Consider the following 15,127-nt stretch of genomic DNA (forward strand, 5'->3'; position numbering starts at 1 on the left):
TGATAGGTTTTATTTTAAGAACGAATTATTTTACTTTCTGGAAAGGCTCGGCATTTTCAAACCACTGACCAAGAACCGTGCCGTCAGTTTTGATGAAACCCCATTTGCCGTCTTTTTTTACGCGTGCGAGTCCGTCAGTGAAGCCTTTTTGCTCGTCTTTGAACATGGCGAAAAGTCCGGCGGTAATACCGTATTGGGTTGGAATTATCAGTTTTCCTGTTGTGTCTATGAAACCCCAATCATCGGCTTTTACCGGTGCAAACCCGTCAGGGCTGAAAATCTCAGCATCTTTGAATTGTGGTTGGATTACTGTTTCGCCTTTCGTATTGCAATAACCCCATTTTCCACCGATAGAAACCGGCGCAAGGTTCTTTACAAAAGCGCGCGCTTTGTCAAATTTTGGTTCGATGACCCAATTTCCTTTTGTATCGATGAACCCTATTTTTCCGTTCTTTTTGGCGTAAGTTATATCTGAACCCGTAAAATCCCAGATTTTTTCAACACCTGCAATTACATTGAATTTTCCGTTGGTTACCAGTCCGAAATCTTTGCCGATTCTTGCCCACGTTGTACCTTTATAATAATCGCCAATTTCGTCGTAATTCACTTCTACAACTTCTTTTCCCTGAGCATCGATGATGCCCCAACGGTCGTTTTTCTTTACTCTTGCGTAACCATTTTCAAACGGCTTGATCATTTCGTATTTTGGCTGCAGCACAACTTCCATTTTTGGATTGATAAGCCCTACATTTTTCCCTTGTTTTAAGAAAGCAACGCCATTTTCAAAATCAAAAAGTTTTTCTGATGCCGGCGGGTTTAATTTTTCGCCTTTTTTATTGATGTAAAACCATTCTTTTCCATCTTGCACTAAAGCCACGCCATCGCTGAAATATTTGGCATTGTCGTAAGCCGGTTTAATAACCCACTCACCTTTTGAATTGATGAATCCCCATTTATTATTGTCTTCGGCGGCAGCGAGGTTGTCTGAGAAATTTTTCGCAGTGACGAATTTAGGCTCGATTACGAAGCTTCCGGTTTTGGAAATGTAACCGAATTTCCCGTCTTTCTTAACAAGCGCCAATTCCTGTGCATTAAAAATCTGAACAAAAAACAGCAATAAAATGAGTAATCTTTTCATAATCCTGATTTTAATAAAGTTATTAATTTTTTCTCAAATAATCTTTAACCTGTTGCACAAAAGGATACATCACCTGATCTTCGCTGAATTTCGGAATGATGGCTCTCACTTCGTCATATGTTTTTCTTGTAACCGAAGAAATCTGGTCTTTTTGTTCCAAAGCGTCAATCGCCTGAACGATTGTAATTAACTCAATAGCAAGCACTTCAAATGAATTTTCAATCACTTTTGAAGTAATTACAGCAGCATTCGTACCCATGCTCACAATGTCCTGATTGTCATTATTATTAGGAATACTGTGTATGTACATCGGATTAGAAAGCATTTGGTTTTCTGCAGTTGTTGAAGTCGCGGTAAATTGTACGCCTTGCATTCCGAAATTAAATCCAAGTGTGCCAAGGTTTACAAACGGCGGCAGGATTTCGTTTATTTTAGAATTCAGCAAATAATTCAACTGGCGTTCTGCCAGCATCGTTAATTTGGTGATGACGATTTTGAGTTTGTCCATTTCAAGTGAAATGTAATCGCCGTGGAAATTTCCGCCATGATAAACGTGCTGGTTTTTCACATCGATAATCGGATTGTCGTTGGCAGAGTTGAATTCGTCTTCTAAGATCGAAGCGACATTGTCAATCGTTTCAAGGATTGCACAAAATCTGCGGCACGCAACGCAATGAGTAATACTCCTGTACTTTTTCCTTGAAAACTTCTTCGGTATTTTCACCTGAATATAAATGGTCTTCGCGTTTTCTTACCAAAGAACTGTCGCTCAGATTTTCGCGCATTCTGGCAGCAACTTCCTGTTGTCCTTTATGGCGTTTGGTTTGGTTGAGTTCTGTTGAAAAATGATCGTCATAAGCCTGGACGATTTCGTTGATGGCGCATGATAGTTTTATCGCCCAATCAATTAATTTATTGGCATTATGAACGTTGACGACACCAATTCCGGTCATTACTGACGTTCCGTTCATCAACGCCAATCCTTCACGGATTTCAACTTTTATGGGCTCAAGTTTTTCAATTTCGAAGACAGATTTCGTCGATTTTCTTTCTCCTTTATAAAATACTTCGCCTTCACCGATCAAAACCAGCGCTAAATGTGCCAATTGCACCAAATCGCCGCTAGCACCAACGCCGCCGTGTTCGAAAATCAACGGTGTGATGTCGCGGTTGATGAGTGCTGCCATCAAGTGAATGACTGATGGATGAACGCCTGAATTCCCTAATGAAAGTGTATTAAGCCTTGCCAGGATCGCTGCTTTCACGCAATCCGGATCCATTGGTTTTCCTGTCCCGGAAGAGTGGCTTCTTATTAAATTATATTGCAATTGGATCTGGTCTTCTTCCCTGATGCGGTATTGCGCCATCGAACCAAAGCCGGTATTTACGCCATAAATAATCTTGTTGCCCGAAAACTCCTTTAAAAAATCGAAACTCTCGTTGACACGGTTTAAAACAGGGTCGCTGATTTCAATTTTATCTCCTCCAAAAATAATGGCTTCGAACTCTTTCAGGCTTAAATATTCGTTGATAATTTTCATGTACTTTTTTGATTGTACTAAATTAGTTTTATTAAAATAAATATATTTATTTTGGACTTGCAAATGTAGCATATTAACGCAAAGTGCATAATTATTTAGAGCAAAAAATAATGGCAGGATATTTGCGTGATAAAGTGCTGAAATTGTGACAATTAAACTATTGCCGCATTTCTCCACATAAAATCCATTGCAATATTTAAGCGACAAACAAGTTTCAATTCAGCCGTCAGGTTATAAAAATCACAAACAAAAAAAGACTATGTTAAAGGAGTTCGTTGACGTTTTGGTCATTGGTGCGGGCAGATCAGGATGTGTTTCAGCAGCACATCTTCACAATAATGGTGTAAAAGTAAAAGTTGTTGAGAAGACATCATTTCCGCGACTTGTCGTAGGCGAAAGCTTGATTCCGCGTGTAATGGACAGATTTTGCCGAAGCCGGTTTGTTCGAATCGCTCGACGCAATGAATTTCGAAAAGAAACTCGGCGCCCGTTTTATCCGCGGCGAAGAAATCTGCGAATTTGACTTCAGCAATAAATATGGCGAAGGCTGGGATTGGACATGGCAAGTGCCGAGAGCCGATTTTGACAATACGATGGCGCAGGAAATCGTCCGTAAAGGCGTTGACCTTGAATTTGAAACCGAAGTGATTTCTGTTGCATTTGAAGGAAAAAATTCGCGCACAGTCGTAAAAGACAAAGACGGGAATCTGAAAGAAATCCACGCAAAATTCCTAATCGATTCAAGCGGTTACGGACGCGTTTTACCAAGATTACTCGACCTTGATTCGCCTTCTAAACTCGATCCGCATTCAGCGATATTTGCACATGTAAAAGACACCAATCGTTCTGAAGGCCGCGAAGGTACGCTGATTTCGTTTGATATCATTGAAACCGAAGTTTGGTTATGGATTATTCCGTTTTCAAATGGAAATACAAGTTTAGGCGTTGTCGGCCGACAGATTACATCAATTCACTTTCTGATAAAAATAACAGTGAAGCGTTGCGCAAGGCGATTGTTTCTTCTGAATATTATGTAGAGCGATTCAAAGATGTTGAATTTTTATTTGAGCCGGTAAAGCTTGAAAATTATTCGCGCTCTGTAAAAAGACTTTATGGCGACGGGTTTGCATTGACCGGAAACAGTTCTGAATTTTTAGACCCGGTATTTTCATCGGGTGTATGTTTTGCAACAGAATCAGGAATGCTGGCAGCCAAATTATATTTAAAGGAGCAACAGGGAATCGAAGTCGACTGGCAGGAAGAATTCACCGGATATATGCTGCGCGGTATCCATGTCTTTACTACTTATGTAAAGGAATGGTATACAGGAAATTTACAGACTTTATTTTTCCACCAGCCTGAAGACCCGGATGTGAAGCAAAAAATCTGTGCAGTTCTGGCGGGTTATGTTTGGGATGAAACCAATCCGTTTGTCAAAAAACATGACAATTTGATTAAAAATATGGCCCATTTTATAAGGATGGAAGAAGCAAAAAGACGGAGCGATTTAATCGCTCTTTTTTTTGATATTTTCTTGAATGATTTGCAAAACCTTCAGTCAAAATATCACAAAATAAAATTTAACAATTTTTACGGGAAATCCGTAACCGAAGTTTTCATTTTTTTTGTAGGGATGCATCGGCCCTTCCCTTAAGGCAAAATACAAAATATTTCAACAGGTTGTATTACGGGATTGCCGTACTTTTTCTTAAATTTTTGAAGGAATTAATTGAACCGGATTTAATGGTAATTCTTATATAAATCGTTTCAACTGGATTGTAAAATTCTTAGCCACTTTTTCATAAGCCCAGGAAATACGGTCACCTAAAGTATTGCCCAAATCGTGCTTTAATCCCAACAATTTATCGAACGATATTGCCAGAAGTACATTACCGGGATTGGCGGTTTCTTTTACGGTAATGATGACACTGATTTTTGCCGGTTCAGTAGCCGTTCCGGCATTGTATCCGGGATAAACCCAGGTCGTACTGATATCCATGGTATATTTCGCTGACGGATTTTCACCCACTTTTACTTCGCCGTCCTTAAAACCTTTATTGAAATAACTGATGAAAGCAGGTTTATACATGTTCTCGCGATTGGCATACCATTCTTCTTTGAATTGTTCGGCTTTGCCCGGAACATTTTCGCGTTTTCTCATTTTATCGTCAAGGTATTCGGCTTCACTGTTAAAGCCATTTACCACGATTTTTGAATAGTCGAAAGTCACGTTATATTCTGTAATTCCTTTGAGGTTTTTAAAATCTCCTGATATGGTTTCATAGCGTTGCGCCGAAACGGAACCCGCAATAAGCAACAACAGAAAAAATATTTTCTTCATAAAATCGTTTTTTGTAAAAATAAAAAACTCCGGTAATGTGCCGGAGTTTTTCGTATATTTTTTTTGCTTACAACTTCAGATTTTATTTGTAACCTTTCTTAATCAACAATTTAGCAAATGATTTTCCGGTTTTAGCAAAACCTTCACCTACTCTTGATTCGTTGCTGAAGTTATTGCCCCACTGGTCGCCAGGTGCATTTTCGCTGGTCACCTCTACCAAGACATTAGACTTGTTTTTGGTTTCTACAACTTTCAGGTTCGTGGTAACTTTTGCAGGTTGTTTCATAACGGCAGCATCCCATCCCGGATAAATCCAAACCACTTCAACAATTACTGTATATTTTGCACTGGTAAGGCCTTCATTAAAAGTTACATCTTTTTTCTCTTTAGAAAAAATTGTGTTCATCAATTCGAGGAATTTAGGATTCCAAATCAGTTCTTTTGCAGAAGCCCATTTCTTTTTCCACGTGTCACCAACGCCTTTGTTTTTGTCGTTCAGTTCTTTGGCCCTGTCTTCAACATATTGCGCTTCGGTTTTCTTATCTTTCAAGATAGTTACTTTGCTGTAATCAAATTCTACGTTGATTTCTTTCTGGTCTTTAAGGAAAGAAAAATCACCTTTTACAACATCAACGTCTTGTGCAGACATCGCTGTAGCGACAAATAATACGCTTAACAATAATAATTTTTTCATTTTTAGATTTTTAAGTTCATATCACAAATAAAGGAAAACTAATACAAAAATGAAAACATTTTTAAAAAGTTGTTTATAATTTAAACGCATGAGATTTTCAATAGGCTGAAAGTTATAATTTATACATTAAATCTTATAAGGCAGATCTGCCAACTATTGTCCAGATTTGTAATAAAAAAAGCAATGCCTGAAGGACAGAACGATTGTAATTTTAAAAGAAGAAGTTGCCCAATTTTCGGGCAAGAAAGTAATTTCAGCTGCCGGAAATGCAAAGATTGATATTGCACGCCTTGAAAATAAAAAAGTTATAGCCTTTAAAAGCTGGGGCAAGCATTTCCTGATTTGTTTCGATAATTTTACGGTGCGCATTCATTTTTTATTGTTTGGCGCTTATCTTATTAATGAAAAGAAAAATGCAAAAATCAGGTTAAATCTTACATTTCCGAATGGGAAAATTAATTTTTATACCTGTTCTGTAAAAATCCTTGAAGGCGATATCAATTCGCATTACGACTGGACTGCAGATGTAATGAACGATGGTTGGAATCCTAAAAAAGCGAAAGAAAAATTAGCAGAAATCCCCGGGAAATTAATTTGTGATGCGCTGTTGGAGCAAGATATTTTTTCAGGCGTCGGCAATATCATCAAGAATGAAGTTTTGTACCGTACTTTCGTTCATCCAAATACTGTAACGGGTAAAATTCCTGATAAAAAACTGAGTGAAATTATAGCTGAGGCACGTCAGTACAGTTTTGATTTCCTTCGCTGGAAGCAAAATGACGAGCTTAAAAAACATTGGCTGGCGCACACCAAGAAAACCTGTAAACGCTGCGATTTACCCATCAAAAAAAAATATACCGGCGTTAAAAAAAGGAGAAGTTTTTTTTGCGATAACTGCCAGGAATTGTATTCCTGAAAACGCAAAAGCCGCACGCCTCAAAAAACAATCTTAACACATCCAATTGGTTTTAATTCCTATATTTGGGAATAATTCAAAAACCACACATCATGCGCATCATAATAATTCCGGTTATTGCTTTAACCACATCATTATTTTTAGTTTCCTGTAAGAAAGAGCTAATGCCCAGGACAGTTCTGCAGCAATGCAAACACCACCGACTGAAACTTTGTCACCGGTTCCGACCGCAACATCACCAACAATTGCACCGGCGAATGCACCAACTGCAATGGCTTCATTACCGGGAACTGCGGTCAATCCTGCACATGGGCAACCGGGACATCGATGCGATATTGCCGTTGGCGCGCCTTTAAGTACGCCTGTCGCAGCGAGTATACAACCAACAATGTCTGCACCAACAGCATCAACTACACAAAAAACCATTACGATGCCGGCACAAAAACCTGTTGTTACAGCGCCAGGTATGAATCCGCCACACGGGCAGGCCGGGCATCGATGTGATGTTGCTGTCGGAGCGCCTTTAAGCAGTGCACCATCAAAAACAGCAGGCAGCGGTACCATAACAAAAATGGAAGTTCCGTCTGCAGTTGCTGCTCCTGCGCCTGTAGCAACTGCACCGGGTATGAATCCACCGCACGGTCAGGACGGACATCGCTGTGATATTGCCGTCGGCGAACCGTTGCCAAAAGAATAATTCTGTTTAAAATAACCAACTCCAAAAATGAAAAAATACCTTACCCTTACTATTGTTGCGCTTTTAGCAGCGATAAATGCTAATGCCCAGCTCAAACCGGTAGATTATCAAGACGGCGAGCAAAAATTAAGCGGATTTTCGATTGCGCCTGCAAGAAATGTAAAAGACCAACCCGGAATTTTAATTCTACCGGCGTGGAAAGGCATTGATGACCATGCAAAAGAATCCGCAGAAGAGCTTTCGAAATTAGGTTATTTTGCTTTTGTCGCAGATATCTACGGCGTTGGCAATACGCCAAAAGACAATGCCGAAGCCGGAAAGCAAGCCGGTTTTTACAAAGAAAATTACAAAGCTTACCAGAAACGCATACAACTGGCATTGGAACAATTGATAAAAGCAGGCGCAAACCCGAATAAGATTGTTGTTATCGGATATTGCTTTGGCGGAACCGGCGCGTTAGAAGCAGCACGTGGCGGATTGGCAGTGAGAGGTGTCGTTTCCTTTCACGGTGGACTCGGCAAAGATGCAAAAAGGCCGAACGAACCACTGGCTGCGAAAGTTTTAGTATTGCACGGTGCCGATGATCCTTACGAATCGCCTGAAGAAATCGCCAAATTCCAACAGGAAATGCGTGATTCTCAGGCCGATTGGCAAATGGTTTATTATTCTGATGCAGTGCACGCCTTTACTGATCCCTACGCCGGCGATGATAAATCAAAAGGCGCAGCCTATAACCCGAAAGCAGCCAAAAGATCGTGGGAACAGCTTCAGGTTTTTCTTAAAGAAGTGATGAAATAGTCGAAATTTGCAAGTCAAAAGTCGAAAGTGCGTAGGTTGTGATAAGATGCTTATCATTTTCCTTCGACTTTCGACTTTTTTTGTTAGTTTTATCCACGCTTAACCAACCAGATCATTATTGTTTTTATGGGAAAACACAAACTCCGTGACGACAAAACCTGCCTGAACTGCAATTATGTGGTTGAAAATCGCTTTTGCCCGAACTGCGGACAGGAAAATACCGAAACCAGGAAAACATTCCACCACCTGTTTTTTCACTTTTTTGAAGACCTGACGCATTATGAAAATGCTTTCTGGAAAACCATCAAGAATCTTATTCTACGACCGGCATCGCTTACGAAAGAATACCTTTCAGGCAAGCGGATGTCATATCTTGCGCCGGTAAGGCTCTATATTTTCATTAGTTTTGTTACATTCCTTGTGCTTTCATTATTGCCTTCAAATTCAGACGAAATCATTAAATCCGGTACCATTAAAGATGATAACGGAAGAGCATTTACTGAAAAACAAAGAGATTCTTTGATGCATGAGGTTTCGAATTTTGATATTGGCTACAAATCGGTAAAAGAACTTGATTCTGTGCAACGCGCCGAAAAAGCTGACGAAAAGATGGGAAATATCGAATATTGGTTTGCTAAAAAAGCTACTGAGGTTCGCGAAAAGCATTACACCAATGAAGAATTAAAAGATAAATTCGTTGAATCTTTCGTGCATAATATCCCGAAGGTGCTGTTTCTTTATATGCCATTTTTTGCCTTCATTTTATGGCTTTTCCACGATAAGAAGAAATGGTATTATTTTGACCATGGTATTTTTACGCTGCATTATTTCTCATTCCTGCTGCTTTGCCAGCTCATCCTGAATATTATTTCGACTTTATTGGAATGCTGCAATCTGATAATTTTCGATATCATATCGCACTTCATAAATTTTGCCGGAATTTTGTATATGTTTTATTATTTCTTCCCGGCGCACCACAGGTTTTATGGTGGAAAACGCCGTTACACAGCGGTTAAAGGCTGTTTCATGTTTTTCATCAATATGTTTTTTATTACCATATCGATAACCGCATTAATCGTTTATACATTCATCAATATCAAGTAAATATGACCAGAAAAATCATCAGCTTAGGCTTATTATCGTTCTTACTTTTCTCGTGTTCTGCAAAAAAAACAGTGGCAAGTAATGCAGAATTGGAAAAAAAATACCTCAGTACAATTACTGCTGCCGAATTGAAAGCGCACCTTTCCATTATCGCCTCAGACGAAATGGAAGGCCGCGACACCGGTTCCAAGGGCCAGAAAAAAGCGGGAAAATATATGGTTGCGCAATACGAAAAAGACGGCATTCCATTCCCGAAAGGCGCTTCAGATTATTACCAGAAAGTACCAGCTGCGTTTATGAATGCTGATTATGACGCCGGATTACCTGATTCCGAAAATATCTGGGCATTTATAGAAGGTACTGAGAAACCTGATGAGATTGTAGTTGTATCGGCGCATTATGACCATGTTGGTATGAAAAACGGCGAAGTTTACAATGGCGCAGACGACGATGGTTCCGGGACTGTTGCCGTGATGGAAATCGCACAGGCGTTCCAACAAGCGAAAAAGAGGGCCACGGAACCAAACGTTCCATCCTTATCATGCACATGACGGGCGAAGAACATGGCTTATTCGGTTCGCAATATTACTCTGAACACCCTTTATTTCCATTGAAAAACACGGTTGCCGATATCAATATCGATATGGTTGGAAGACGTGATTATGCGCATCCGGACACTAATAATTACATTTACCTGATTGGTTCTGACTACCTTTCAACAGATTTGTATAATGTTTGTGAAGCCGCCAATAAAGATTTTACGAATATGAAAATCGACTATACTTTCAACGATAGAAAAGACCCGAATCGTTTTTATTACCGTTCTGATCATTACAATTTCGCGAAGCATGGTATTCCGGTAGTATTTTTATTCAACGGCGTTCATGACGATTACCACCAGGCAACTGATGAAGTTTCCAAAATCGAGTTTGATGCTTTGGAGAAAAGAGCGCAACTGGCTTTTGCAATTGCATGGGAAGTGGCGAATCGTCCGGCAAAACTTGTTGTCGATAAAGACGGGAAATAGAAGAAAGAGTCAAGACCGCTTCGCTGCAAGAAGAAAGACAAGGCAAATTTTTGAAATCTATTTTCCTACAGCGAAGCGGTCTTGACTCTTTCAGCGTAACGGTCTGACTTTACGAATTATTCAGGTTCTCATTCTTCACGATCTGGATTTTACCCAATTCAACAGTATCAGTGGTGTCTTTTACAAGTAAGATTCCGAAAATATTTATCGGAATATCGATTGATTCCTGTGATTGCTTGATTTCTTCAAGAATGCTTTCAAAATTCTGCGGATGCAGGACGATTGTATCGCCCTGGTTGATTTTGTGGTCAAATATAAAATCCCTTAATGCAATGAAGGAGATTTTGCTGCCGATAAATACTAACTGTCCCATAAATTTTTTATTCTAATTTAGGAAGAAATGGCGGCAATAGCGAGTGTTTTATGGTTTCTTTGGCAAAATGCGGGTATTCAAAATCTAAATTTTTTCTACAAAAAAAGCCTCAGATTTCTCTGAAGCTTTGAATTCCGGGTGAATGATGGGGTTCGAACCCACGACCCTCGGCACCACAAACCGATGCTCTAACCAGCTGAGCTACAATCACCATGTGTTTAACGAGGGCAAATATATTACAAATCTTTTCTTTTGGCAAGCAAAACGGCAAAAAATTAAATCAAATCTGCTAAGCTGTTGACAGCCAAATATCTTTCAACAGTAAATCCTTCGGCATAATCTGTACCAATCAACCTGCCCAAATCCTGCGATCGATAGTGGATGCTTTCAAGGAAGTTTTTTGTAGCAATTGGCGTCACAGGTTCACTATTTGTCGGGTCGTAGAACTGCGAACTGTAAGCCAAAATCGCCGCTTCTTTCTTATCGGTAAATCCGGTAATATCAACAACAAAATCAGGTTCCAGGTTTTTCCATTGGATGAAATGATATACTAATTTTGGTCGCCAGGCATTCTGTTTTTCACCATCGAGTTCGGTTTCAATTTTACGCAATCCCGAAAGGAAGCATGCATCAGAAACCAATTTACTGCCTTTCCCATGGTCTATATGGCGGTCGTCAACTGCATTGCACAAAACGATTTCGGGTTGGTATTTCCGAATCATTTTGATGATTTCAAGTTGGTGCTTTTCGTCATTTACGAAAAAACCATCGCGCATTTTGAGGTTTTCGCGCAGTTCGATGCCGAGTATTTTTGCGGCCGCAGCGGCTTCTTTATCGCGAATTTCAGCCGAACCTCTTGTGCCGAGTTCTCCGCGCGTCAAATCGACAATTCCGACTTTCTTTCCAAGTGAAACTTCTTTGGCAATAGTACCGCCACAACCTAATTCAACATCATCGGGATGTGCCCCGAAAGCTAATATGTCTAATTTCATTTTATGGATAATTGTTAATTGATGACCTGTTTCATCGTTTGCGATTTATTCACCGTTTCCTCCCACTCTTTTTCCGGGTCACTGTCTTTTGTAATCCCTCCTCCGATGAATAATGTCGCTTTGGCGGAAACATTATCAATTTTCATACAGCGCAAATTTACAAAGAGATCGGTTTGCTTTTCACCGGTTTCAAAATCAATATTGAATTCGCCGTGAAAGCCTGAATAATATTCGCGATTATAATTTTCATTTTCCAGAATAAATGCTTTCGCTGCAGCTTTTGGCAAACCGCATACCGCCGGCGTTGGATGCAATAAATTTGTTACTGCCTTTAAATCTACATCATCATTTAATTTTGCAGAGATATCAGTTTTTATATGCGCTAATTTTCCGGCTTTCAAGGTATATGGAGTACTTACTTCAACTTTATTCACAAGTTGATTTAATTGGTTGGAAATATAATCAGTTACAAATTTTTGTTCCTGTTTTTCCTTTTCGCCCCATACAATTTCGTCGTTATCCTTCCATTTTTGCGTTCCGGCGACAGCCATTGTAAACAGCATTTTGTTTTTTATTTTGAGCAGTTGTTCTGAGAAAGCACCTGTCCATAAACCGATTTCAGGATGATAAAAACAATACGAAAACGCGTCAGGATATAAGTTCAGTAAGCTTCTGTAAGCTTTCAGGAAATCAAAACCCTGAATATCCACATCTTCTTTTCTGGATATGACAAGTTTTGAAAAATCGCCAGTCTGAATAGCGGCAATTGCTTTTTCAACCAATAAGATATGCTCTTTTTTTGCTTCGGGATTTTCAGAATTGATAATTTCATTAGAAAAATTAACTTCTGAATTGGTAAAATCCGTCATCATGATTGCTGACGCTGATTCAGGGATCAAAATGATTTTATCACCATTGAAAGGTGCGAAGACATAACCTTTTTCAGTATAATTTTTTATGACATGTAGTTGATTATCATGCTGAAAAATTCCAATGACGCTAGCGCTTTCCGGCTTTTTGTATAGTACAAAAGGTAATTTTACAGAAAATTGCCACTGGGCTTTTTCGAATAATAAATCCGCTTTCATATACCTGATTTTCTTCTCGGCAAAATCATGTTGCTGAGCTTGCAAATCGAAATCAGGTTGTCTGATTCATCCGTAATCCTGATTTCCCATAAATGTATGCTGCGGCCTTTATGGATGATTTTTGCCGTGCCGTAAATCATTCCGTCCCGCTTGGCTTTAAGATGGTTGGCAGAAATTTCGATGCCGCGCACTTCACTTTCCTGCGGATTGACAAACAGTAGTGAAGCCGCACTCCCAACACTTTCTGCCAAAGCCACCGAAGCACCGCCATGCAACAAACCCATTGGCTGATGCACCCGCGAATTGACGGGCATACTCGCTTTGAGATAGCCATCTCCGGCATCGACAAATTTAATTTCAAGGGTTTCCATTAAAGTATTGGGGCAGAAATTATTGCACATTTCAAGTGCTTTTTCTTTATCGAAAGTCATCGTGTAATTTTTTGTAAAAATAATGATTTTCGATGAGAATCGTTTTCGTTTGCACTATTATCGGATTTTCACCGTTGTGATGAGAACGCTGCGCTGACCCGAGCCGACGGCGAACAGTACGAAGTAAAAGAGACAAGAAGCAAATCGCTGCATTGAAAGAAAAAATCAGAGAAAGGTAATGACAAAAAAGGTACATTCAACACAACATCTTACAGCGCAGCGGTCTTGCATCCAGCAGCGCAGCGGTCTTCTTCCATAAGCGGTCTTTCATCTTTTCAAATTAATACCTACATTTACCAAAATTCAAAACCACGATGCGTAATTTTATTTTTCTCGTTTTTATTGGCCTTTTAATTTCTGTCAGTTCGTGCAGAAGCGACTTCGATTTTGCGACAAGTGCCAATGGCGACCTTGCTTTTTCAAGAGATACCGTTTATCTCGACACGGTTTTCAAGAACATCGGATCGAGCACTTATACCTTGAAAGTTTACAATAAAACTGACAATAATATTTCGATTCCAACCATTAAACTCGGAAAGGGGAATACCTCCAAATACCGCATGACTGTTGACGGAATGACCGGAGAAGACATGGACAACAGCGGTTATGGCGACGGCAAAACTTTCTCCAATGTTGAATTACTCGCGAAAGACAGCCTTTATATTTTTATTGAAACGACAGCAGATATTACTGATGCCAATCCGACTGATTTTCTTTATACAGATCAAATACAGTTTGGCGGCGGTACGAATTTCCAGACAGTTGAACTCGTCACATTGATACAGGACGCCTATTTTATTTATCCGAGACGATTTGACAATGGTTTTTATGAAGGCGTTCCTATCGCAGTTGATCCGACGGATAATTCTGTGGTTGCGATTTACGGACGTAATCTGGTGCATGATCATCCCGATAATGGTGATGAATATACCTTCAAAACCGATAAGCCTTATGTAGTTTACGGATTTGCTTCGGTCCTTCAGGTGAAACGCTAACGATTCCGGGTGGGGCGAGCGTACATTTTCATGCAGATTCAGGCTTAATTGTTCAGGACGGCGGCACTTTAAAGATTGCAGGCGATTATTCTCCCGCCGGAAATAACGAAAATGAAGTTGTTTTTGAAGGCGATCGCCTTGAACCTGATTATTCAGATGTTCCCGGACAATGGGATTTTGTGTATCTGAGACCCGGAAGCCAAGCCGATATCAACCATCTTACGCTCAAAAATGCGACTGTAGGCATGTTGATTGACTCCAATGCAGGTGGCGCGATGAAAATCAGGAATACGCAGATTTACGATTGTTCCAATGTCGGGATCCTTGCCAGAACCGCTACTATTGAAGGTTCGAATATTGTCATCAACTCAACCGGGCAATTTGATGTGGCATTGACAAAAGGCGGCACTTATAATTTTACGCATTGTACTTTTAACAACAACTGGCCGGGCAATAATCCGTTGGCATTGTTGGTGCAGAATTATCAGGAATATTCAAATGCGCCGACAGATTTTTATCCAATGACGGCTAACTTTAACAACTGCATCATTTTCGGGAACAACCAGATTGAAATGGCGTTAGATTTAAAGAATGATATTCAGCCCGTTTATAAATTCACCAACTGCCTCATTAAGTTTAATAACATCAATAACCAGTTTACGAACAATCCATTTTACGATTTTACAGTTGCAGAACATTATCTCAATAATAAAATCAATACCGGTTCATCGGTAACCAATGCTTTCGTTCCTGATTTTCTGGATGTGGATACCAACAAGCTCAATATTGGCGATAATTCCGCCGCAAAGGGACTTGCAGAACCTTCTTTTTCAGCATTATTTCCGTTGGACATCTTGAATAAAGACCGGGCTACTTCGCCGGATTCAGGTGCATACGAAAGCGTAATTTTTGAGAATTAACTTTTTAAATCGCTGAATGACTGCTTAATATTCATTTTATTTTCATAATTTAGTGAGACAACAAAAAACACT

At 39.7% G+C, this 15,127-nt stretch carries 13 protein-coding genes, 1 tRNA gene and 3 pseudogenes; 8 read left to right on the forward strand and 9 right to left on the reverse strand.

The genetic code is table 11. From position 1 onward, the window contains the following. Positions 1-25 precede the first annotated feature (25 nt). Together ACSLFW_RS14925 and ACSLFW_RS14930 are read right to left on the reverse strand one after the other, a co-directional pair. The gene (locus tag ACSLFW_RS14925) at positions 26-1,138 is read right to left on the reverse strand and encodes a WG repeat-containing protein (RefSeq protein WP_436556424.1); all 1,113 of its coding nucleotides are present in this window, start codon (positions 1,136-1,138) and stop codon (positions 26-28) included. A gap of 22 nt (positions 1,139-1,160) precedes the next feature. Then, positions 1,161-2,679 (reverse strand): annotated as a pseudogene (locus ACSLFW_RS14930) (HAL/PAL/TAL family ammonia-lyase). Between the two features lie 259 nt (positions 2,680-2,938). On the opposite strand from ACSLFW_RS14930, the pseudogene ACSLFW_RS14935 reads away from it, so the two are divergent. Further along, positions 2,939-4,168 (forward strand): annotated as a pseudogene (locus ACSLFW_RS14935) (NAD(P)/FAD-dependent oxidoreductase); the annotation flags it as partial. Between the two features lie 264 nt (positions 4,169-4,432). On the opposite strand, the gene ACSLFW_RS14940 reads toward ACSLFW_RS14935, so the two are convergent. Both ACSLFW_RS14940 and ACSLFW_RS14945 read right to left on the reverse strand, forming a co-directional pair. Further along, positions 4,433-5,020 (reverse strand): hypothetical protein, encoded by a 588-nt coding sequence (locus tag ACSLFW_RS14940; protein ID WP_436556425.1) that lies wholly within the window; start codon positions 5,018-5,020, stop codon positions 4,433-4,435. A gap of 82 nt (positions 5,021-5,102) precedes the next feature. Continuing rightward, positions 5,103-5,714: a hypothetical protein gene (locus ACSLFW_RS14945; protein WP_436556426.1), complete on the reverse strand. Its 612-nt coding sequence runs from the start codon at positions 5,712-5,714 to the stop codon at positions 5,103-5,105. A 361-nt stretch (positions 5,715-6,075) separates the two neighbouring features. Between ACSLFW_RS14945 and ACSLFW_RS14950 the strand changes: the two genes are divergently transcribed. From ACSLFW_RS14950 to ACSLFW_RS14970, 5 genes and pseudogenes are all read left to right on the forward strand, one after another. After that, positions 6,076-6,630 carry an endonuclease gene (locus ACSLFW_RS14950; RefSeq protein WP_436556427.1) on the forward strand — a complete coding sequence of 185 codons (555 nt, stop codon included), beginning with the start codon at positions 6,076-6,078 and terminating at the stop codon, positions 6,628-6,630. Between the two features lie 187 nt (positions 6,631-6,817). Beyond that, a complete protein-coding gene (locus ACSLFW_RS14955; RefSeq protein WP_436556428.1) occupies positions 6,818-7,327 on the forward strand; it encodes a hypothetical protein in 510 nt (169 codons plus the stop codon). A 27-nt stretch (positions 7,328-7,354) separates the two neighbouring features. Continuing rightward, positions 7,355-8,125, forward strand: coding sequence for a dienelactone hydrolase family protein (locus tag ACSLFW_RS14960; protein ID WP_436556429.1), 771 nt, complete (start codon positions 7,355-7,357; stop codon positions 8,123-8,125). Positions 8,126-8,251: 126 nt separating this feature from the next. After that, on the forward strand, positions 8,252-9,229 hold the full coding sequence (locus ACSLFW_RS14965) for a DUF3667 domain-containing protein (RefSeq protein ID WP_436556430.1): 978 nt from the start codon (positions 8,252-8,254) through the stop codon (positions 9,227-9,229). A 2-nt stretch (positions 9,230-9,231) separates the two neighbouring features. Beyond that, positions 9,232-10,256: pseudogene (locus ACSLFW_RS14970) on the forward strand (M28 family peptidase). Positions 10,257-10,365: 109 nt separating this feature from the next. On the opposite strand, the gene ACSLFW_RS14975 reads toward ACSLFW_RS14970, so the two are convergent. From ACSLFW_RS14975 to ACSLFW_RS14995, 5 genes are all read right to left on the reverse strand, one after another. Further along, positions 10,366-10,629 (reverse strand): hypothetical protein, encoded by a 264-nt coding sequence (locus ACSLFW_RS14975; protein WP_436556431.1) that lies wholly within the window; start codon positions 10,627-10,629, stop codon positions 10,366-10,368. Positions 10,630-10,765: 136 nt separating this feature from the next. After that, positions 10,766-10,841: transfer RNA gene (locus ACSLFW_RS14980), tRNA-His, on the reverse strand. 63 nt (positions 10,842-10,904) lie between these two features. Next, entirely contained in the window at positions 10,905-11,621 is a 717-nt protein-coding gene (bshB1, locus tag ACSLFW_RS14985; protein WP_436556432.1) for a bacillithiol biosynthesis deacetylase BshB1, read from the reverse strand. Positions 11,622-11,635: 14 nt separating this feature from the next. Then, a complete protein-coding gene (locus ACSLFW_RS14990; protein ID WP_436556433.1) occupies positions 11,636-12,709 on the reverse strand; it encodes an isochorismate synthase in 1,074 nt (357 codons plus the stop codon). Next, positions 12,706-13,140, reverse strand: coding sequence for a PaaI family thioesterase (locus ACSLFW_RS14995; protein ID WP_436556434.1), 435 nt, complete (start codon positions 13,138-13,140; stop codon positions 12,706-12,708). The genes ACSLFW_RS14990 and ACSLFW_RS14995 overlap by 4 nt, the downstream gene beginning before the upstream one ends. 314 nt (positions 13,141-13,454) lie before the next feature. Here ACSLFW_RS14995 and ACSLFW_RS15000 point away from each other — a divergent pair, with 314 nt between their 5' ends. Both ACSLFW_RS15000 and ACSLFW_RS15005 read left to right on the forward strand, forming a co-directional pair. Beyond that, positions 13,455-14,135: a hypothetical protein gene (locus ACSLFW_RS15000; protein ID WP_436556435.1), complete on the forward strand. Its 681-nt coding sequence runs from the start codon at positions 13,455-13,457 to the stop codon at positions 14,133-14,135. Positions 14,136-14,314: 179 nt separating this feature from the next. Further along, entirely contained in the window at positions 14,315-15,055 is a 741-nt protein-coding gene (locus ACSLFW_RS15005; RefSeq protein ID WP_436556436.1) for a hypothetical protein, read from the forward strand. The last annotated feature ends 72 nt before the right edge of the window (positions 15,056-15,127 follow it).

This window comes from Flavobacterium sp. 3HN19-14 (genome assembly GCF_051373205.1).
Classification (GTDB): Bacteria; Bacteroidota; Bacteroidia; order Flavobacteriales; family Flavobacteriaceae; genus Flavobacterium.